The 21357-nt window shown below is 45.0% G+C and carries 18 protein-coding genes and 1 pseudogene; 3 read left to right on the top strand and 16 right to left on the bottom strand.

Translation table 11 applies throughout. From position 1 onward, the window contains the following. The first annotated feature begins 42 nt into the window (after positions 1-42). Positions 43-1887, top strand: coding sequence for an asparagine synthase (glutamine-hydrolyzing) (gene asnB, locus C170_RS01385; protein WP_036605880.1), 1845 nt, complete (start codon positions 43-45; stop codon positions 1885-1887). 146 nt (positions 1888-2033) lie between these two features. Here asnB and C170_RS01380 read toward each other — a convergent pair whose 3' ends face one another. The 9 genes from C170_RS01380 to C170_RS01340 form a co-directional block, all read right to left on the bottom strand. After that, entirely contained in the window at positions 2034-3731 is a 1698-nt protein-coding gene (locus C170_RS01380; protein ID WP_036605879.1) for a methyl-accepting chemotaxis protein, read from the bottom strand. 410 nt (positions 3732-4141) lie between these two features. After that, complete coding sequence (locus C170_RS01375) at positions 4142-5002, bottom strand: STM4011 family radical SAM protein (RefSeq protein WP_036605878.1); 861 nt, start codon at positions 5000-5002, stop codon at positions 4142-4144. Beyond that, on the bottom strand, positions 4999-6387 hold the full coding sequence (locus C170_RS01370) for an STM4012 family radical SAM protein (protein WP_017692577.1): 1389 nt from the start codon (positions 6385-6387) through the stop codon (positions 4999-5001). The genes C170_RS01375 and C170_RS01370 overlap by 4 nt, the downstream gene beginning before the upstream one ends. 47 nt (positions 6388-6434) lie before the next feature. Further along, positions 6435-7220, bottom strand: coding sequence for an STM4013/SEN3800 family hydrolase (locus C170_RS01365; protein ID WP_036605877.1), 786 nt, complete (start codon positions 7218-7220; stop codon positions 6435-6437). Beyond that, complete coding sequence (locus tag C170_RS01360; protein WP_200868482.1) at positions 7213-8460, bottom strand: STM4014 family protein; 1248 nt, start codon at positions 8458-8460, stop codon at positions 7213-7215. The genes C170_RS01365 and C170_RS01360 overlap by 8 nt, the downstream gene beginning before the upstream one ends. Before the next feature lie 21 nt (positions 8461-8481). After that, positions 8482-9324 carry an STM4015 family protein gene (locus C170_RS01355; RefSeq protein WP_036605876.1) on the bottom strand — a complete coding sequence of 281 codons (843 nt, stop codon included), beginning with the start codon at positions 9322-9324 and terminating at the stop codon, positions 8482-8484. 349 nt (positions 9325-9673) lie between these two features. Beyond that, positions 9674-10297, bottom strand: a complete 624-nt coding sequence (locus tag C170_RS01350) for an XTP/dITP diphosphatase (protein ID WP_036605875.1) — start codon at positions 10295-10297, stop codon at positions 9674-9676. A gap of 1 nt (position 10298) precedes the next feature. Beyond that, positions 10299-11054 carry a ribonuclease PH gene (gene rph / locus C170_RS01345; protein WP_017692572.1) on the bottom strand — a complete coding sequence of 252 codons (756 nt, stop codon included), beginning with the start codon at positions 11052-11054 and terminating at the stop codon, positions 10299-10301. Between the two features lie 338 nt (positions 11055-11392). Then, complete coding sequence (locus tag C170_RS01340; protein WP_036605874.1) at positions 11393-12448, bottom strand: GerMN domain-containing protein; 1056 nt, start codon at positions 12446-12448, stop codon at positions 11393-11395. A 272-nt stretch (positions 12449-12720) separates the two neighbouring features. On the opposite strand from C170_RS01340, the gene C170_RS01335 reads away from it, so the two are divergent. Continuing rightward, entirely contained in the window at positions 12721-13287 is a 567-nt protein-coding gene (locus tag C170_RS01335; protein ID WP_017692570.1) for a phosphatidylglycerophosphatase A family protein, read from the top strand. Positions 13288-13447: 160 nt separating this feature from the next. On the opposite strand, the gene C170_RS01330 is transcribed toward C170_RS01335, so the two are convergent. The 5 genes from C170_RS01330 to C170_RS01310 form a co-directional block, all read right to left on the bottom strand. Continuing rightward, on the bottom strand, positions 13448-14101 hold the full coding sequence (locus C170_RS01330; RefSeq protein ID WP_051446926.1) for a ferric reductase-like transmembrane domain-containing protein: 654 nt from the start codon (positions 14099-14101) through the stop codon (positions 13448-13450). Between the two features lie 36 nt (positions 14102-14137). After that, positions 14138-15181, bottom strand: a complete 1044-nt coding sequence (locus tag C170_RS29875) for an FAD:protein FMN transferase (protein WP_051446925.1) — start codon at positions 15179-15181, stop codon at positions 14138-14140. Further along, positions 15178-15594 (bottom strand): hypothetical protein, encoded by a 417-nt coding sequence (locus C170_RS01320; RefSeq protein ID WP_036605873.1) that lies wholly within the window; start codon positions 15592-15594, stop codon positions 15178-15180. Before C170_RS01320 ends, C170_RS29875 begins: the two co-directional genes overlap by 4 nt. Before the next feature lie 198 nt (positions 15595-15792). Then, positions 15793-16776, bottom strand: coding sequence for an MBL fold metallo-hydrolase (locus tag C170_RS01315; RefSeq protein WP_036605872.1), 984 nt, complete (start codon positions 16774-16776; stop codon positions 15793-15795). Positions 16777-16803: 27 nt separating this feature from the next. After that, positions 16804-17547 carry a class I SAM-dependent methyltransferase gene (locus tag C170_RS01310; RefSeq protein WP_036605871.1) on the bottom strand — a complete coding sequence of 248 codons (744 nt, stop codon included), beginning with the start codon at positions 17545-17547 and terminating at the stop codon, positions 16804-16806. Between the two features lie 333 nt (positions 17548-17880). Between C170_RS01310 and C170_RS01305 the strand changes: the two are divergent. After that, positions 17881-18222, top strand: a pseudogene (locus C170_RS01305) (DUF72 domain-containing protein); the annotation flags it as partial. Between the two features lie 255 nt (positions 18223-18477). Here the strand turns inward: C170_RS01305 and C170_RS01300 are convergent. Continuing rightward, positions 18478-19755, bottom strand: a complete 1278-nt coding sequence (locus tag C170_RS01300; RefSeq protein ID WP_036605870.1) for a hypothetical protein — start codon at positions 19753-19755, stop codon at positions 18478-18480. Positions 19756-20196: 441 nt separating this feature from the next. Further along, positions 20197-21321: a protein kinase family protein gene (locus tag C170_RS01295; RefSeq protein WP_036605869.1), complete on the bottom strand. Its 1125-nt coding sequence runs from the start codon at positions 21319-21321 to the stop codon at positions 20197-20199. Positions 21322-21357: the final 36 nt, after the last annotated feature.

Raw genomic sequence — 21357 nt, 5'->3', positions numbered from 1 at the left:
CCATACGGATGAATGACTCGACCAAGAAAGGATGAACAAACCATGTGCGGTATTACCGGCTTCATACAGTGGAATCGGGATTTGACCCAGGAATCAGAGCTGCTGGTCCGTATGACGGATAGCTTGTCGAACCGGGGGCCCGACGCTTCAGGTACATGGATCTCCAATCCTTGTGCCTTTGGACATCGGCGTCTTAGTGTAATGGACCCCGAGAACGGCGCACAGCCCATGCATGCGTTACAGGGAGATACCTCCTATACCGTCGTGTATAACGGAGAACTATACAATGCACCCGAGTTGAAAAAGGAATTGCTCCAGCGGGGGCATCAGTTCCGCACGCAATGTGATACGGAAGTGTTGCTCGCCTCTTATATTGAGTGGGGACCGGCATGTGTTGACCGGTTTAACGGTATTTTTGCTTTTGCCATATGGGATGGGGGACGCGAACAGGTTTTTATCGCACGAGATCGCCTTGGCGTGAAACCTCTGTTCTACAGTAATAACAAAGACACTCTCGTATTTGGTTCTGAGCCCAAAGCTCTGCTCATTCACCCGGACGTGGAAGCCGCTGTTGGCCCGGAAGGATTGGCCGAAGTGTTTATCGTAGGGCCTGCACGGACACCAGGACACGGCGTATACTCTTCACTAAGCGAACTCAAGCCTGCGCACGCGCTGATCTATAACCGAAACGGCATCCGAACCTATGCCTACTGGAAACTGGAAAGCCAGAACCACGAACATAACCTGGAAGAGACGGCAGCAGAGGTACGCTCTCTCTTGCAAGATACACTGGAGCGCCAGTTGGCTTCGGATGTTCCAGTATGCTCTCTTTTATCAGGAGGACTGGACTCCAGTGCCTTGTCTGCATTAGCCGTTGATTATTACAAGCGAACCGGGCAAGGCCAAATCAGTACGTATTCTGTCGATTATGTGGATAACGCCAAGCATTTCCAGGCGCATTCCTTTCAGCCGGGTGCAGATGGACCCTGGATTAAGCGAATGGTGGATGAACTCAAGACCGACCATCACTGGATTGAGATTGAGAACGGAGAACTGATTCATGCACTGACACAGGCCATGTTAGTCAGGGATCTGCCAGGTATGGCAGATGTAGACTCCTCGCTCTATTTGTTCTGTAAAGAAATCAAAAAAGGGGCCACCGTTGCCATTTCAGGCGAAGCAGCGGATGAAGTGTTTGGCGGTTACCCCTGGTTCCATCGAGAAGATATGCTGAACTCCGGTACGTTTCCGTGGTCTGTAGCACCTGATATGCGAGCAGCGTTGTTATCCCCGGATATTCGGGAATGGATTCGGCCACTCGATTATTTGGCAGACCGCTATTCGGATGCAGTGGCTGAAGTGCCTCTGTTGGAGGGGGAAACAGGTAAAGCAGCACAAATGCGGGTGATGTCCTACCTGAATATTACACGTTTCATGCCTACACTTCTGGATCGCAAAGACCGGATGAGCATGGGGGCAGGACTGGAAGTGCGGGTACCTTACTGTGACCATCGTCTGATCCAGTATGTGTTTAACATCCCTTGGGAAATGAAAATAACGGGCGGACGGGAAAAAGGTATTCTGCGTAAAGCACTCGAAGGTGTCCTGCCTGACGATGTGTTATATCGCAAAAAGAGTCCGTATCCGAAAACACATAATCCGCAATATCTGGCCGCGGTCAAACAGCAGGTACTTGATATCCTGGATGATCCCACTTCGCCGATTTTGCCTTTGATCGACAAAACTCAGATCCGGAATCTTGCGTCTTCACCAGATGCAGCTTCCAATCTCCCCTGGTTTGGACAGTTAATGTCGGGTCCCCAGTTATTTGCTTATCTGACTCAGATCAATACCTGGTTGCGGACATATAAAGTCGCTATTCGTTAAGATCATGTTATGCATTGATTCAACATGATGAATTATTTAAGGGTGCCCAAACAGTAACTACTGTGTTTGGACACCCTTTTATTACTTTTTTATAAGAATCTCTGTACGTATGCGCTCGTTCTTCATCCACATTCCACTCAGTTGATTTATTGCACTTTGAAACGACTGACGGTCTGTTGCAACTGTTCTGCCATCAAGGAGAGATCATTGGCTGCGGAAGCAATCTCCTGCATCGCAGACAACTGCTCCTCTGAAGATGCACTCACTTCTTCTGTTCCAGCGGCCCCCGTTTCGGTCACTTCCATGATTGTTTTCATAGACCTATTAATCTGTTCTACCCCTGTTGACATTTGCTCAATTGAAGCAGAGACTTCCTGTGTTTGCCCCGCTACGCCCCCAACCGCCTCACGAATTTCATCAAATGTGGCTCCCGCCTGGTGAACAAGTGTAATCCCCTCTTGAACCTCTGCGGATACAACCACCATAGATTCAGCAGCATTTCGCATTCCCTTCTCAATCGATGCCACCAATGGAACAATTTGATTAGCAGAAAGCGCAGACTGCTCAGACAGCTTCCGAACCTCTGTAGCAACAACCTGAAACCCTCTTCCCTGTTCGCCAGCTCGTGCAGCCTCAATAGCAGCATTAAGGGATAGGAGATTCGTCTGTGCCGATATTTCCGAGATGCTGTCCACCATTTTCACAATATCCTGAGAGTGTCTGCTCAGTTCCTGGATCACGACCGACAGATTCGACACCGTCCCTTGTATAGAATTCATTTGACCTATCGCAGACTGAACTGACTCGCTACCCGATATTGTTTTTACGGAGACTTTGGTAGCTTCTTCAGACATATGGAGTGTGTTCTCCGTAACTTGTTGAAAGCCTGTCGTTAACTCATTCATCGTCTGGAATCCATCACTCGCCATTCGAACCTGTGTATCCATACCTGTTGCAATCTCACCCATTGTGATGGCCACTTGCTCTGTGGCGGTTGCTGTCTGTTCGGTGCTTGCCGTCAACTCCTCTGAAGAGGCAGCTACCCGTTCTGCACTGTCTCCTACCTGATGAATGAGTGTACGCAAATTTGCAGACATGATGTTAAAGGCTTGGGCGAGATCACCAATCTCATCCTTGTTACGGACCACAATAGGCTCACCAGTCAGATCTCCGTCTGCAATCCGGCTCGCGGATTGGGCAATAGCAGCAACAGGCAAGGAGATCATTCTGCCAATGACATACGCCACAAGTGCCCCGATTAGAAGAGAAGCCACTCCAATAATTGCAATCCACCTAAGGACCTGCACAATCTGAAGATTAGCCTCCACAACGCCTGAGTTCATGGCATCTTGTTGATGCGTTTCCATACCTTCCACAATGCCTTCAAATTCAGAGATCAGACTTGGGGCTGTATCCTTCAGTAATCTTGAGATTTCACTGTTATTCCCCTGTCTTGTCAATGTCATAATCTGCTGCGCAAGTTCATAATATTGGCTCATCGCTTCATCTGATCGTGAAAGGTAATCTTTCATCTTTGAACTTGAAACTGTTGATTTTAATTCTTCATTTAATGCTATGTAATCTTCATAAGCTTTATTAAATGCCTGTTCGTTCTCCGCACTGTCTTCCAGAATATAATTTCTCAAAGCAATCTGCTGTGATTTAAGATCAATCGACATATTTTTAATGAGTAATAGTTTGCTTGTTCTATCATTAATTAATTCTGTATACGTTTTCTCAACGGCTATAAACTGCGTATATGTTATAACCGTTATAGCCACCAATAATAACAGCACAGATGAGAAACCCATAAGTAATTTACGGCTAATTGAGATTTTTTTCATGTGTACTCCCCCGAAAGTTCAGATAACGTGCATGATACTTCCAACATCCACCCTCCTTTCAATCAATTTGAGACTTTAGACCCAATTAAAAATATAATTCGCGATTATATGTACAAATACTATTCATAACAGGGTCTTTTTTCCTATTCATACTAACCCATAAAATATAAAATTTGAATCATAAACTTAAAAATATTATTTTTCAAAATTGTCAAGGCCCTTTTAATAAAGAACACAAACACTAACTCTAGTCCGGTAAAACAAAAAAACATCTTCCAGAAGGCAAGTCCAAACCAAAGGTCTGATCCTGCCTATACTAAAAGATGCGTTTGAAGTTACGCTGATATGTGGTCTAGAACGAATAAACCTATTCCAGCTCCCCAGTGGAATAGCTAAATATGAAATGCCGGTCAACGAATCAATACCGGATTTCGTTCAAGCAGCCCGCTGCCAAACGTTTCTCTGAACGGGGAATCCTCCATATGGATATAACCGATGTAACAGCCACATTTTTTCATGCGGCAAGGCCGATCCTCAGACAAAGCCTGCAAACCATCGCGATATAGATGTCCAATGATTCGTCGATCCTTGTAACATCTCTTCACATGCCCGGACCCCTGTACATAAAATACTTCCGAACCGGCAGCACATCGTTTGCCCAAGCTCTCATAATCCTGCAGATTACCTTCAAAAAGCGGATCAAGCCCACGTAAAAACTGAATCTCTTCCGGCGTGTAATACTTGGGCCGATCTTTGAAGGCATTAACCCACATATACACATCATCCGGCAAAGCCTGTCTCATGGACTCAATTGCGGGGAAAGCACTACGGAGTCCGACAGTACCGACACTAAAAGCAAGTCCCATCTGACGCAAGGTCAGACATTGTTTTACAAAAGAAGCCTCTTTTGTCTCACGAGGATGATACGTCGCCCAAAAGGCCGCTTTATTCGCATCCAACTCCCTCGCCCAATCCAGTTTGACGGACAGGTTGGTTTGAATTGCAACTTTATCCACATGTGGCATATGTGACAGCTCAACCATCGCTTCCCTGTACCACCGACGCACCAAAGCTTCACCATAGGGATTAAAGAAAATCGAAAATTGATGCCCGGCACTCTCTTGCTCCCTGACCCAAATCACAAATTGACGCAATTGTTGTTCATCCACCTCCAACGTCTCTTTGGAATCCACGGTTTTGCTAAACGGGCAGTATGGACAGTCGTAATTACAGGAAGACAACTTCCCCCGATAATACAAAGTCGCTCTCATGAGAAAACAAACCCTTCCATCTGTTCACGGATTTCGGCAGATATAAGCCAATCTCCAATCGCATCGGAGTAGCCCAGTCCTTCTTCTGTCAGACGCAGCACCTGCTTGCCCTCATCGCTCTCCAACTCCGCCATGCCCTCTGTCAACAGTTCTGCCAACCAGACATAGTCGGACATCACATCGGTACCAAAGCGCTGTTGGTAGTCAGACAGTGTCAATCCCTCCCGATGCAGCAAGGCTTTCAGAATAAAGCGACGTCTCTGTTCCTCACGGCTTAACACGATGCCATAGTCCGCCACATCGTAGCGCTCGGTCGCCACGTAGTCGGCAATGATGCTCTGCGTCGCCTTGTAACTCACGCCATACTTGGAAGCATAATGTACTTCACTTGTATAAGAGCGTGCGCCACATCCCAGACCAACCATGCCCTCCTCCTGACAACTATAAGGCAGAAGCACTTTGGAGGACGACTGTTCTTTGGCAAATCTGCGCATCGAATATTGCACATAACCTTTACTTTTTAAAGTCTCACGTGCAGCTTTATACAGCTCCATCCGAATGTCAGGTCCCTGACGGCGAATATCATCAGGCTTCACGATTGTATTTTCCCGTGTATACAAGGGATAGATAAAGATTTCGCCCGGCTCGTAAGCCAACACTCGTTCCAGTGAATAGATCCACGATTCAACCGTTTGTCCTGGCAGACCATAGATCAGATCCAGATTCAACAATGGGAAATCATAACGAGTAAGCTTCTCAAGTGCTCGTTCGACCTCCTGCGGTTTTTGTGGACGATAGATGGCAGATGCTTCAGCTTCAATAAAACTCTGGATACCCATACTGACACGATCCACACTTCGTTCCTTCATGATGGCCAGCTTGGCTTCCGTAACGGTATCCGGCGACGTTTCCACCGAAATCGATGCTTGCGCAGGGTCCAGCCCCATCACATGTTCAGCAATATCAAACAGACGATTCAACTGAACCTCATTTAATAATGTAGGCGTTCCCCCACCAATCGCAAACCGCGAATACGGTCTTCGAGATGTAATGGGTGCCCACTGCTTCGCCTGACGTTCCAGCGCATCTACATAGCGTTCATGCGTATCATCCCGTCGATCCGGCAGTGTGAACAGATTACAGAATCCGCAACGAGCAGCACAAAAGGGAATATGCATATATAAAAAATACGTATCGGTATTCTCTCGTTCCCACAGTGGCCCTAGTGGCAGTGGTGGATCAAGCTCCCGATAGGCGGTCTTGTGTGGGTACGAGTATAAGTAAGAACGATAAGGGAACGCCAGTACTTCACTGAGACTTGTAGCTATATTGGATCCGGACTGTGTGGAATGGCCTGTTGTTGTATGTTGTATATGTTTCTCCATCGGTTTCCTCCTGTCTCCGGTTGTTGTCCTCATAAGATCAATACATTCTATACTAAAAATTCACGGTAAGGCACCGTCCAGACGACATCATGCGCAAGCCGGTGTCCTTGATACCCGTCTTCACCGTAAGCTGTACCATGATCGGAAAAAGCCAGGCAATACGCAGGCCGGGCGCGTTTCCTCATCGCCTCGAACAATGGTCCAAGAGCCTCATCTACATATCGAAGTGCAGCACGTTGAGTCTCCACCGAGTCCTCCTTCGCTCCTTCTACAAAGTAACGATTGGGTCCATGAATGGCAGACACGTTCAAAAACATAAATATCTTTTCATCCGGCGCTGTCTGTTCAAGTAGCTTTAATGCATGCTGTACCTGATGCTCTGTCGATTTGGGGTTGGTTACCCCAAAGTTCATTCTCCAGTAGCTGTGTTGGAAATAGCCAGGCAATACTTTCGCAAGCGGGTTTTTTTTCGTAAAAAAGATGACGCCGCCAATACAGATGGTACGGTAACCTTCAGCCGCGAACCCAGATACGATATCCGGTGTATCAAACAGCCAGGTGTGCGGATGTGTTTTGAGCCCAGTATTTCGGGAATGAAATAGCCTTACATGAGATGCCTTATCTGTATTGGCAGGAGTCGGCATAAAACCACCAAAAAAAGCATGGTGTGCCGCATATGTAAAACTGCCTGGGGTATGACGCTTCTCCCACGGACCCGAACCACACAGATTAGGACAATTCTCCTCTTCCAGCTTGGCTACGTCATAGCGTAGCGTATCCAGCGTAATCATTAACAGATCATGGGAGCCCACAATGGTGTTCATATCAGGCATGTTGAATAGGCTCCTTTCGTAAAAGTTCCATTTCCCACTCATAGGTTCCGAGGCCATGATGCTCAACCCTGTATAACAGATCTCCAAATGGATTCACATCCAGCACATAGGCACGCGGATTCGAACCACTAGTAAGCATCACATCAATCCCGGCTGACCACGAGTTGGGAAATGCAGACATGGCTGCTTGCGCTGCCAACCGTACCAGCGACATCCGCTGTTCATCCAGGCCTGCTTCAGCAGGCAGCATACGCTCATTGCGCAGATGCAGATTGGTAATCGGGGTACGGCTCAGCCGCATAATCGCATGACCTGCCTGTCCACCTGCAACCAGTTGGCGAATATCATAGGCCCGCTGATCAAGCGTGGCTTTGGGCATCCATCGTTCAATCTGTGCACCTTCTACACATAACCAGTTCATCAGCGTAGCAATCTCTTCACTGCGGGTATACTTGCGTAGACGTCCTTCATTGAAGAAAATCGTCTTGCCCCGCGACTGTTCCATTCCCATCGTTGTTACAGCAATTTCATCACCCGTTCGGGGATTGACTTGATAGGCAACAACTCCTGAAGCCCCGGAGCCGTACGCAAGCTTCACAAACACACGATGCATCTCGGCAGACTTCATTGAGCTACGCAGGTCCATATAATCGCGGATTGGCTGCGAAAATTGCAGCGCCGGAGGTACATCAACTCCATGTGAAGATAGATGTTGCTGACAAGTTCTCTTGTCAAACATCAATTGGATATCGGCGGGATCATTCATGAATCGGACTTCAGACCATATCTCCCGAGACTCACGGCCGATTCGATCCAAACATGCTTTCCAGCCACGAAACCACTGGGCGGGAGCGTAGATTCTTCCCCACTCCTGTTCCAGCGCAAGTGCCTGTTCTGCGGAAAATGCTTCTGTACCCATCCCAGCCGTTAATGTTGACGAATCATTCATAGCTCCAAGGAACAGTAGTTCACGCTCCACGTCCCAATCCTCACCAGGAGCATCAATCCGAATCAGGGGTACAGGCAGATTGAAATCTACTGTATCAGCGATGGTTCGTCCGTGTCTCCAATTCTGCAGCAATTGAGCATATGGCAGTACAACCGCAGGTTTCAAACCCAATCTATGCCTAGCCTCTTGCAGCCCTTGTGTTCGTCGGTTATCAGGGTTTCCGATCAATAAAAAGGGCTGATCTTGCGTTAGATCAGGTACATCTATTGGTTGATGCAAACTCTCATTCATTTCCTTTACACCTGACATCGACTATTCCGTTAACGATGGATAGCGCCAGTCATCCTCATCACTCTGTTGCTGGTCGCTAACGTCTACAGATATACCCGATCGGTTCCATCGACTGATCATTTCATTGGTCATGTAATGGTAACTTAGATCAAGATGTTTCAGTTTCTTGATCTTGTCACTGGCAAGCAACGCCTCAGCCCCTTCATCGGACAACGTTCCTTGCGATAGATCCAGTACTTCAAGTTGATCCAGAATAGGTGCTTCAGCTGCTACTTTGGCAATCTCATCCTGAATTTCACTGTCTTTCAGACCCAAGTAAACCAGCTTTGGAAACAATCCTTTTTCTAGCAAAGGAAGCACATCTTCAAGTGATCCATTGAAACCATAATTATCCACACCCAGGTACAGTTCCAGTTTACGCAATTCAGGCAACTTGGCATGGGTGATTGAAGATAACACTTCTTTCGGGAGACCACCACAAATAATAATCAATTCTTCAAGCTTGGCATGCTGGAGTGGTTCCAGACTGAGGCCGCTACTGCCCATTACAGAGAATGATTTTAATTCTGGAAAGGCACCTAACAGTGGTGTGAGATTTGTCTGGATAATCCACGATACTTCACATTCTTCGAATCCCATATCTCCAATAAACAGTTTCTTCAATGACGGAAAGCTTGGAGCAGACTCGACAAGCGTACCTATGAACTCGTCAGGCGAATTTTCATAAGCCTGTCCCCAATCTCCGATGACCAGACTTTCCAATGAGCTAGCCTCCGGTTTAGCTGCCAGTTCCTTAATTAACTTTTCCATACGAATGCCGTCCTCATAATCATCGTAAGATACAACAAGCTTCACTTCTTGCATGAGTAGATCCCTCCGTTTAAGGTTCATATGTGATTCGTTAGTTTGAATGTTAACCCATACCACACAAGGCTTGCAACTTCTTCCAACTCCAGTCCCAATGAGATTCCCAATCGTGCAATGTAAACCATTTCTCATGTAGGTACAAGAACGTACGTTCCGATGTATAGTCGCAGAAATAGCTATCTTCAATTAGGTATATGGATGGACCTTCACTAAACCCGATCAACACTTCAATTCATAGAAAAAGCGTTAATGGCGGATGAAGCATCCCATCGGAATGCTTCTGTCCTTCCATTAACGCTTTGATGTTCACATATCATGAAGTTAAATCAAGATGTTTCGTTTAGTCTCAGCCTTCAAGTCTGGATACAAGCGCTCTCAGCGCGTGACCACGGTGGCTAATCGCTTGCTTTTGCTCAAGCGTCAGCTCTGCCATCGTCAGCTCGTATTCAGGTACATAGAAGAGTGGGTCATATCCAAAACCACCAGCACCTGCAGCTTGAGCCGTAATCCAGCCTTCCGCAGTGCCTTCTGATTCATACTTATCACCTGTTGTCGGATCGTACAGGACCAGCGCACAAACGAAACGAGCCGGACTTAGTAGCGGCTGCTCGGTGTCCTCACCGGATTTCAACGATTCCAGTGTCTCCAGCAACTTCGCATTATTCTGTGCATCCGTTGCTCCTTCGCCTGCATATCTCGCTGAATATACTCCCGGCTCACCATCCAACAGGTCTACACATAAACCTGAATCATCTGCCAGAACCGGCAAACCAAGCGCATCACCAACCGCTTTGGCTTTCTTCCAGGCATTCTCCGCAAACGTTACGCCATCTTCTACGACATCCGGCAGCTCCGGATAGTCAAACATACTCTTAACCTCTTTGCCAAGTGGTGCGAAAGCATGAGCGAATTCACGGACTTTACCCGCATTGCGGGTTGCAACAATGAGGATTGGGCTGTCCAAACTCATCTTAGGCTTCCCCTAATCCACGCGCGCCGATCTTGAGCGCAATCGGTCCAAGCACTTCTTTTTGACGCTCAATCATCTCCAAAATCCCCTGCTCGCCCAGTTCCAACATGGCGTTCAGCTCACGGCGATCAAATGGTGCTTCCTCACCTGTTCCCTGAAGCTCGACGTATTTACCGCCACCTGTCATCACCAAGTTCATGTCTACCTTGGCTTTGGAATCTTCATCATAGTTCAGATCCAGTACAGGCTGTTCACCCACAACACCCACACTTACTGCGGCAATGAAATCCGTAATCGGGAATACTTGCAGTTTGTGCTGTTGGGAGATCTTGTTCACGGCAAGTGCCAGCGCTACAAATGCACCGGTAATGGACGTTGTGCGTGTGCCTCCGTCAGCTTGAATAACATCACAGTCCAAGGTAATGGTACGCTCACCAAGAGCCTGCAGATTAACTACCGAGCGCAGTGCCCGACCAATCAGACGCTGGATTTCCATGGTGCGTCCAGTTAATTTGCCACGATTGGCTTCACGTTGGTTCCGGGTATGTGTTGCACGTGGCAACATGGAATATTCAGCTGTTACCCAGCCTTTACCCTGCCCTTTCATAAAGGGAGGTACACGTTCCTCTACTGTAGCTGTACAGATCACCTTTGTATCTCCAACTTCAATCAGTACAGAGCCCTCGGCGTATTTATTCGTGTTCACTGTTAAATTCAGCGGGCGCAGCTGTTCGCTGGTTCGTCCGTTTGATCTCATATTTTCTGCCTCCTACGACTTAAGCATCCTGTAATGTTGAACTTATTCACACTTTTAGAGATTGTTCAAAAAGCTCGCTTTTGATTACGAAAAATGCCTTAAGGCATCATCAGCATCGAATATGGAATTCAGCCTAATAAGCATAAGCTTACGAAGTATGTTTCCTTCGGAAACATTGTAGTTGCTCACGTAGTTTGCCTACGCTCCGCTACTCCATTTCTAGCTTCATCCCATATTCTCGGTACTGAAAACCGATCTTTTTGAACACGTATTTTTACGAATCCCTTATATTTTACCAAAGAGTTCGGTTAAAAGCATCCTTAAGCATTCTTCGTTCATTAAATCGGAATTTCGTTGATATATTCAGGCTTGGAAACCGGCGCACTGTAATCCCTGTTGTCGTCACCCATGACCGTTTTTTGGCCGTTCCACTCGATCTGTACTTTGGCATCCTTGCTGGCTGTGTTCTCCGCAGTGGTTAATACGACAGATTGTAACAGCTCGCTTGGCACGATATCCCCTTCGGCAAACATATCATCTTTCAAGGCAACCGTGACCGTGCCATCCTCTGCCGTTTTGACCGATTGCAGCTCCGTTCCGCCTGTCATGACCTCTTCCAGTTCTCCATCTTTGTCAGGTCCTTTGATGAGTTCGTTCAATGCTGCCTGCACCCGATCTTCACCAGGTGTAACCAGACGTGTCACCGGAACATAATATTGGATGCCTGCTGGTGAAGCAGCGGAGAAATAGACCGTGACCGGGCTGCTGTTGGTCACAAACGTATCACCCAGATCCAGATTGATTCCCACAGCCCGATTCAGCGGTTCAGGCAGCGGCGTGCTGTTTACCGGCATTTGCGTTAACTTTTTGCCATCCACCCAGATCTGCACATTCTCCACATCAGGTGTTCCCGTCAATGTCCACGTGACAGCTTCTAGCATTTTCCGTTCTTCCTTTGCATCATACTTGGCAAAATTACCCGAGAACTCAACAACCGCCAGCTTGTCATCCGCGTGAATCGTTACATTCTGCACAACCGTTCCCTGCGGGAGAACGCCCTGGAATCCTTCAGGCAGCATACCCGCATAGGCCCCGCCTGTGACAAGTGTATCCAGAGCTGTCTTTGGACTGCTTGCGTCTGTTCCAGAAGGAAGTGTCAGGGATACCGGAGCGAGCAGCCCCTGCTGGTCTTGCAGATATACCGTCGTTAACGGGAGCATTGCGAGTGCTCCATTCCCTTCGGCCGCTTGAATCATAGCTGCTTCCTGGATGGGCGGTGGTGGATCAACAGCTTCGGAAGACTGTGCTCCAAACATGCCGCAGCCTGACAATACCATAGGAATACTCAGCAGCGCTGCTGCCGATACCGTACGCAAAGAATGGATCTTTCTCATGATCACGTTCCCCCTCATCATTTTTACAGTTTGTACTACCATGTATACGAGCCTTTGTCCAAAAAATAACTAAAAGATAATAAGAAAAATGTCTATCAACGCACTTTCACGGAAGGCAGACCGTTTTTAGCTGAAATTTTTCATGTGTTAATCGAATTGTTCAACTTCACTGAAACTTATAATTTTATTATCTTAAAGAAACGTAAACCAGGTTAATAACGTATTAGGAAGCAAGAGTAGGGACATTGCTAACTTCAGAGGAGGAATCGCCCATGGAACATCCTGAGCAAGAAAAAATCCCTTACAGCCTGAATAGCCGCAAGGTGGCGGAGGCAACAAGGGAATGGCTGCATAAGCGGGGCGTCACGATCCCTGAGATCGCAGAGCTGGTCATGTTATTGCAACAAAAATATTATCCAGGTCTTACGATGGAAGAATGTATCGAAAATGTGGAGATGGTTCTCCGTAAACGTGAGGTACAGAACGCTGTTTTGACCGGAATTCAGCTTGATATTCTGGCAGAACAGGGGCAGCTCATATCTCCTTTGCAGGAGATGATTGAGAACGATGAAGGATTGTATGGCGTGGATGAGATTTTGGCATTCTCCATCGTCAATGTATATGGCAGCATTGGATTTACGAATTATGGTTATGTGGACAAGCTGAAACCAGGGGTGCTTGAACGACTGAATGACAAGAGCCTAGGCCCTGTCCACACGTTCTTCGATGATATTGTCGGTGCGATTGCATCAGCAGCGAGCAGTCGGATCGCCCATCGCAAACAATCCGAGCTTGAAGAAGCACTGGGAGAAAAACCTGTCAGTGATGACGCTGTATAATGTGTAACTCGTTTCATATCTGAGGTCATGTGGAATAATGGACATGTGTATGGATGCTTCGTGAAATGACTGTTCATGGAAATAACTGTTCATGGAAAAAGCGGCCTGATGGCCGCTTTTTTGCATGTGTAACGATACATATTGGATAATCCACATGTTATTATTTCAGATGTTTAGGTCGTACCGTTCCCACCAAACCAAAACCTTCAACCCAATTCTGCTCGGAAGGTGAACCAGATGTTGCACGTTTCGGTCCAATCGTGATTTCCGGGCCTTTACGCTCTCGCAACATGCCACGTAGCACGGTGATACCGAGAATGCTGAGTCCGGTAAATACATATATCATCCGCATGATGATGTTGCCAGAATCCGTTCCGGTAACCATGCCGTGAACCAGCAGACCAATGAACACCGGATAGGACAACATGTGGAACATGAACCACCATTTACGGCCCAGCTTGTTCCGCAGATCACTGGATAACAGGACAATCACTAATCCGTAGAAGGCTAACGTTCCCAGACCACTGCCGATCGGATGTACGGAGGCGGTAAAAGGAATCAGAAGTTCTCCCCAGGTAAATGGGCTGTAATGATCAATATATAACGTTAATGCGTGCACGAGTCCAAGTCCGAAGGCGAGCCAGGTCGTTCGGGTATGCCATTTGAACATGGCTGCTTTTGGTTTGCCTTTGGCCATAGGCATCCCTTGCGCAATACCCAGAAACACACCGGCAAAGAGCAACACATAAGCAGCAATTCCACTAATTCGAATGATATTCCACGTTGGCAGGTAATCTACAATCCATTGTACCATAACCGGCTCCCCCATATCTGTTAGACTTGTCCTCGTTTATAATAGACTGAAGCGATGATCCGGATCAAAACCGGGCCAGTGCTCAGCAAGCGTATCCGTATTCCCTCTAAAATAATTACTCCCATCCCGTGTCATCCACAGGACGTCATGCCGATCGTAATGTCGGTTTAACCAGCCCACCGCCTCGGCACTCCCCAGAATGCATACCGTCTTGGCAATGATCTCGCATTGCGAAGCATGCTGTCCCAGAACGGTACACTGCAATACGTCCGTATCTGCCGGCTCCATCGTCCGGGGGTCAATGAGGTGGTGTGCAAAGCTTCCATCCGTATTCTGCCATTGTCTGCGGGAAATACCCGAAGTGGCAACAGCTCCTCGCTGTAAACGGATCGCTCCCGACATAGCACCCTGATTCTGCAAAGGATCTGCTACTTGCAAGGTCCATTGGGAATGGTCTGGTGAACCCCATACTTGAATATCTCCACCCGCGTTAATCAAACCCGCTGGAATATGCAATGTTCGCTGCAACCAGTCTGCGATACGCTCTACTGCCCAGCCCTTAACAATGCCTCCTAAGTCCAACTCAGCTCCGGGGTCCAGATGAACCATCCGGCTACCTTCCCGCTGAATCCAGCTCGGACGGCTGTGGTCATATCGATCTTCCATCCAGCCTGATGATTCAGGTGTTCTCGTTCGCAATACACGTTCAATTAATGGACGTTTCAATTGTCGTTGCTGCACCTTCTCGAAGCTTAGATCATATCCCGAAGCCTGAAGAGCCTGCGAGATACCCGGTTGAAAAATCCCTTCGGTCAGGCCAATATATCCATAGGCCAAACTCAAAACTTCATCCATCGCAGCGGAGATGGGCATCCATCCGGTTGAAGCATTCAAACGATTCAGTTCACTGTCTGCAACAAATCGGCTGAAGCGCTGCTCCTGCGTCTCAAACCAATTCTTCACCACGGTTGCTGCATGTTCAGCTTCTTCCCGCCCAGCTGACAGTTGCACTTCAACATCCGTGTTCATCGCACGGAATTGAAATCGGAGCGGACGAGCAACTTGCTCCGTGCGGCTCATGATGCACCTGTACGTGACTGATAGTTGCCACTGCTGTATCCGGAGTCTGTACCCTGGTTATTTTGCCCGATACGCTGAGAATCTGAATAATTCCCCTCGTTACTCGAGCTCTGATCTGGCCGAGCTGCTTGTGTGCTATCGGATGTTCCATTATATTGACTATCATTATTGTCATTGTCCTGCGTGTTCCAGTTGTTGCTGTCCGTTGTACTGTTGATCCATTCATCCATCACATCATCATGCGTATCCACTTGGCTTGAAGCAGTAACGCTTGTATCTGTGCCATTTGCTGCTGCATAGGCCACATCAAAGGCATCCGAAGTTCTTACATATTGAAAAAGTGCAGCCACAGTCAACGTTGCTGCCGCTGAAGCTTGCCATTTTCTCCATTGATTCCGTTTTCTTCTGGTCATCGCTCTTCCCTGCTTTCTTTAGGGTGTGTCTCAAGACATGCCCTAGCGAAGTTCATAGATGTATCATAGGCGCGCTGGCTTAAAAATAGATGAATGAACCGTTAAGAGAGGCTAAAAAGGCCCAGAACAGGTGAATTTCCTGTCCCGAGCCTCTATATAAGATCGTATTATCATTTCATATCGATATCATCATTCCGTTTAGATTTGAAAATAGAACGTGCCATCCGGTTGCTGCTCTTGCTTCACTAGTTCGCGTCGAATTAACTCCTGCAAATGGGCTAACGTCTCACTCATGGCAAACCGCAGTTGATGGGTACCCAGCCGATTGCCAAACATGTGCACACAGATGTCATAAGCATTCGCCGGTGACTCCTGAATTCGTTCCGTCATCTTCTGAAGACGTTCCTCGTGATGAGCCAGCAATTGAACTGTCCGTTCGGTGAACTGGGCAAAAGGATTCCGATGCCCTGGATACGCCTGTTTGACATTCAGCTCCCCGAGACGTTGCAATCCTTCCATATAAGATAATAATGGCTGAGGGTCACTGCCGGGTTGCAGACTAATATTCGGTGAAATCTGTGGCAAAACTGCATCTCCGCACAGAATCTCCATGGACTCCGGCGCATAAAAGGATAAATGGCCTGGGGCATGTCCACCCGTCTCCACAGCAACCCAACGTTTCCCGCCCATATTAAGCCACTCGCCATCTTCAATGGGTGTCACCTTCGGAAGTGGTGTGATCTGCGAAGTAAATGCCTTCATATGTTCATGTATCTGCTCAGTATTGTCTTCCGGCATACCATGACGACCATAATAATCAGGTAATATTGTATTGATGCGTGAATCAGATCCCCACATATAATCGGCCTCTTGGCGGGAGCGTGTGGACATTCGAACGGGTGCCCCCGTCATCTGTTGCATCCAACCCGACAACCCAAGATGATCGGGGTGATGGTGGGTGAGTACAATTTGATGAATATCGCTAAAGGTCAGGCCGAGATCTGCCAGCGCTTCACTCCACTCCTGTTCTGTTTCCGAATTACGCGGTCCCGGATCTATAATAGTTATCTTCCCATCCGATTCTGATAACACATAACTGTTCACCCATCGTAAGGGAAACGACATGCTGATCTTGACCCGGTGCATGCCCTCTGTCATGGGCATCTCTTCTGTGCGCTTCATGTTATCCCCCTTCCAGACTGTCTCTGTTCACTCCACAGGACGACGACCAACAAAAATCATGCGCGGAGAAGTCTGCTCGTCATATTTCTCTTCGTCATAGCCGCCATGTACCTGATCTACGTGAAGTTCAGCTTTACTTAACAGCTCACTCAGTTGATCCTTTGTATACAACTTCACACGTTCCTGATATACCCGCGGTTCATGTCCGGATGCAGTATCCGTAATACGAATTTCCTTTTGCACAAACCCTTCCTCAATCTTGCGATACTCCTCAATACGCTGTCCTTCATCCTCTCGAACGGAGTGTTGCACCAGATGACGAGTTACATAAGCCGTATTCATAAAATCAATAATATAGCTGCCACCCGGGCGAAGCATGCGATGAATGGCACGTAATACTTTCAGTTGTTCTCCGTCCTCCAGGAAGTAACCAAACGATGTGAACAGATTAACTACAGCGTCAAAGCCACCTTTCAGCGGGAGTTCACGCATGTCCGCATGACACCAAGATACTCGGTGTTCAGTGTCCATTAGGCGCGCTTCACGTAGAAGCACATCGGACAGATCAACTCCGGTCACTCGCAATCCTGCGTCAGCAAGTGCCATGGAGTGCCGTCCCATACCGCAGCATAGATCCAATACTTCAGAATTGGGCTCAAGCTTCAACCAATTAATCATTTTATGTACTTCCTGATGGGCACCCTGCACATCCCGGTGCTTGTATACGAGCAGATAATCTTCTCCAAAACTCTTTTCATACCATTCCGTCATTACATCTCGCCCTCCAGATGGTCACTAACCCAGCTATCCGTAATCCCTTGTTATAAAGGTCTGATTCATTACTGATTCATTACTGATTGATTCCCTTAATCTTAGAATGATTGTATCGTCTTTACCTTTGAAACTCAAAGATTGGTCCCTCTTATCCTCCATTGAACGCACAGAAACCACACGATATAATGTTAAACATAGTCACACTCTTGTAAACCGGTTAACTATATGTAGAAGCTTTATATACAGGCATGCTGCTGTCAAACCAACGAATGTTAGAAATCGTTGGACGCAATATGCTGACATCAGATGCAGCAGCAGGAGGTGTTATTCATGATTCAGATTGGACTCACGGGATGGGGGGATCAAGAGGATCTCTACCCCAATCGCACCAAAGCCAAAGACAAGCTCAGTCTATACGGACAGTACTTCTCCACCGTGGAGGTGGATAGTTCCTTCTACGCCGTTCAGCCGCGGGATCGAATGGCACGATGGGCTGCCGAGACGCCCGAATCCTTTGCTTTTATCATCAAAGCCTATCAGGGAATGACCGGACATCTGCGAGGCAAACCATACTTCACCAGCACGTCAGAGATGTATAAGGCTTTCCGGGAATCACTGGAGCCCGTCATTGAAGCTGGTAAAATGCAAGCAGCCTTGTTTCAATATCCACCTGTATCTGCATAAAATCATATGTACAATAATTAGAATTTTATATTTTCTCTTGATTTTCTAAGAGGAAATATCAGTCTATAGATTGTACAATATTATTGAGATGTACATAATTAACATTGGGAACTTAAGAAATGTACATAATTGAGTAATAATTACTCTAATCAATTCAATTAATAAGAAGAACGTTCAAATAAAGAAGGTAGCCCAGAATCTTTATTCTGGGCCACCTTCTTATTTAATAAATTCAGTTCCTTGCTAATTCTCCTCCTCAAGTTCTTCAAATGCTTGTAATATGTCTACACACGCTGAAAGAAGTTCAAACCATTTCCAATTACTATAATAATCATCGCTAATTCCATGTACGATCAGATTTCGTTCATGCGAGTAATCAATAGATAGGTACCCTAATCGTTCACCCAACCTCAATTTCCCACCTTCTTTTAGTGGATCTTTAAAAATTTTAGGCCATTCTGTAATAGCTAACAACATCGGCAATGATGATATATTTTTAGGAGAAGCAGACTGCTCTATCTTAATTTGTTTCTTTTCCTTACTAAAACTTATGTTATTCTTATCTGCTATCTGGCGAGCCAAGTCCCAAACGAGTCCTTCGTTTTCACGGAGCATTAACGTTATGGCTGCTCTTTTGAATCCCATTTTATAAGAATCAATTGCTTCAACTATAGCTTCTACGTGAATTTTAACCTCTAGGTTAAATTCATTATCTTTAAGATATTCTTCTAAATAATTCATCGACGCAGGTATGTCCTTTTCTAAAACAGATATATCATTTGTTGACAATAACTTAAAATATTCAGCTGGGGGCAAATGTAGCATCCATCTAAACCTTTGATCAAGAATTTTTGGTGAGTACAACTCTGCTGGTGCGAAATAAGGATCATTGTTAAGAAAATCATATTGACGTACGTTGAACTTTGACAACTTCCATGATACATGGGATATAAGTTTATTCTCTTTTAATTGTTCTTCTGAAGCTTTTTTCAACTTTGTCAAACTATCCATGTTATTTTTAATTAGCATTTTTTGATATTGATGTTGTACATTTTGGTATAATTCCCTATTCTGATTGTAATAATTTTTATATTTCTCATGGAGTTTATGTAAAAATTCTTTACGTTCTTGTGTAAGTTTTCTGAACTCGGTGTAACTAACATTAAGAATAATGTCTCTATACTCAGTGAATGATGTTGTATGATCTCTTGAGAAAAGAATTGAAAGGAGCTTTAAAATATTCACCTGACTTATATCGTCAGGCAATTTTCGTTGAATCAAAAACTGCTTTATCGCTTCACAGACAAATACCTCTGCTTCATCACTAACGTAATATCTAGATTGAGAATGTTCCCCTGAAGTGAAATATGGAAGAAACTCATCATTCGCTAGTAACAAATCCCGTTCATCTTTGTTTAGACCCTCGATGCAATCTAGAATGTCTATTTGCTCATTTCTGTCTCTTTTTAAGAGTTTGACTATACTCTGTTTTTCTTTTCCGTCTAACATCCGATTTTTCATGAGTAATGTTCCTTTCCTAAGTTAATGATATTGGTTAGCTATAATATCATTTGAATTTATCACATGTAAGAACTATATTCTATCTTTCCTTTTTAACGAGATTGATCATTACCTTAAAGTCAATTATATGATTATAAAATATGGATAAAATCCTTTTGGTTGAGAGTACAACCTTCAACCGACTTAAAAGATAATATAGATGTTAATACGGCAAAGGAACCGAATCCCCTCTAAAAAAGGAACAAAAAATTCGGTACTTTAGCCGTTAAGGTATTAGTACCTTTTATATTTTATGATTTACTGAATCATATTTTTCATGATATTCAGATGATTCAACAGTTGACAAGTAACGTTTTAAACACAATTGATTCTCATAAATAGAAAACAACCTACCTAGATAAATTCAGGTAGGTTGTTTTCTATTTATTATCTTACATCTGATCAGAAAGGAAGATCATCAGTAATAATAATATTTATATTCGCTAAACGCGTACGTATATTATCGATTACAATTTTTTGTTTATCGCTATCTAACTTCACTAAAAACTCATAGAATTTTTTCACAGTAGCAACTTGAATATCAATATTCTTTTTATACTTATAAACACCTTTAATAAAACAATTAATTAATTGTGAATTATGTTGTATATATGTCTCAAGTGAACTGTTTCGTATTAAGTTAGCTAGTTTGTCTAAGATAACATCTATATCAATTATGGGATCATATTTATCGTACAAAGAGCTTATATGACTAAATAAAGTATCAGCAAAGTACTGATAAATTTCTTTTTCCCTTGTAGTGAAATTTATCTCACTCATTACCCCTGCAGATATGGTTTGAGCAATCTCAGGAAAAGATCTATAACGAGTACTCGGATCAATTTTTATCATTTTTTCAATGATATAATTATATTTAAAATCCTCTATGCCCTTATTTTTAAATAAATTTTGGAACAATTTACCTACAAAGAAAATTTCAGTTTGGTGACTATATATTCCTTCAAGTTGGGTTTCCACTGGTAGTTGTGAAACAGGCCAGTTAAGGAAGACACTTCTTCCTTCTCTTTCTTCAATTTCTAATTTTTTTCCGAATCCGAAATCAATTATTTTTAATTTATCATTTTTATCTATCAGAATATTTGAAGGTCGTATGTCTCTATGCAATATCTGATTCTCTTCCAAATATTCAAAAACATATATGACATCCTTGAAAATATCTTCCCAAAAGGATCTATGGTAAGGTTCAAATTGATCAATTGATACTCCTTCTACATACTCCATTTGAAGATATCCAGACTTAGCTTCAGGGTATAAATAATAATTGTATACTCTAACTATATTCTCATGAGACAAAGTGAATAATATCTTAATTTCGTCCACAAAACGTTTAAATGTATCATCATTATCATTACTGCCTTTAGGTGAATACTTTTTAAAAGCAAACAACATATCGGTGGTTTCATCTTTAAATAAATGTGCATCACCTGTGCCACCAGATCCTAAAGTCGATATGTGTTTGAAATGCTTCATACTATTAAATTTAACAATTTCACCGGGTTTCAACATTAAACCACTCCTTATATAATTAAAAACTAATTGTAG

Origin of the sequence: Paenibacillus sp. FSL H7-689 (genome assembly GCF_000517905.1) — a bacterium.
GTDB classification, from domain to species: domain Bacteria; phylum Bacillota; class Bacilli; order Paenibacillales; family Paenibacillaceae; genus Paenibacillus; species Paenibacillus amylolyticus.
This window is presented reverse-complemented; position numbering and strand designations above follow the sequence as displayed.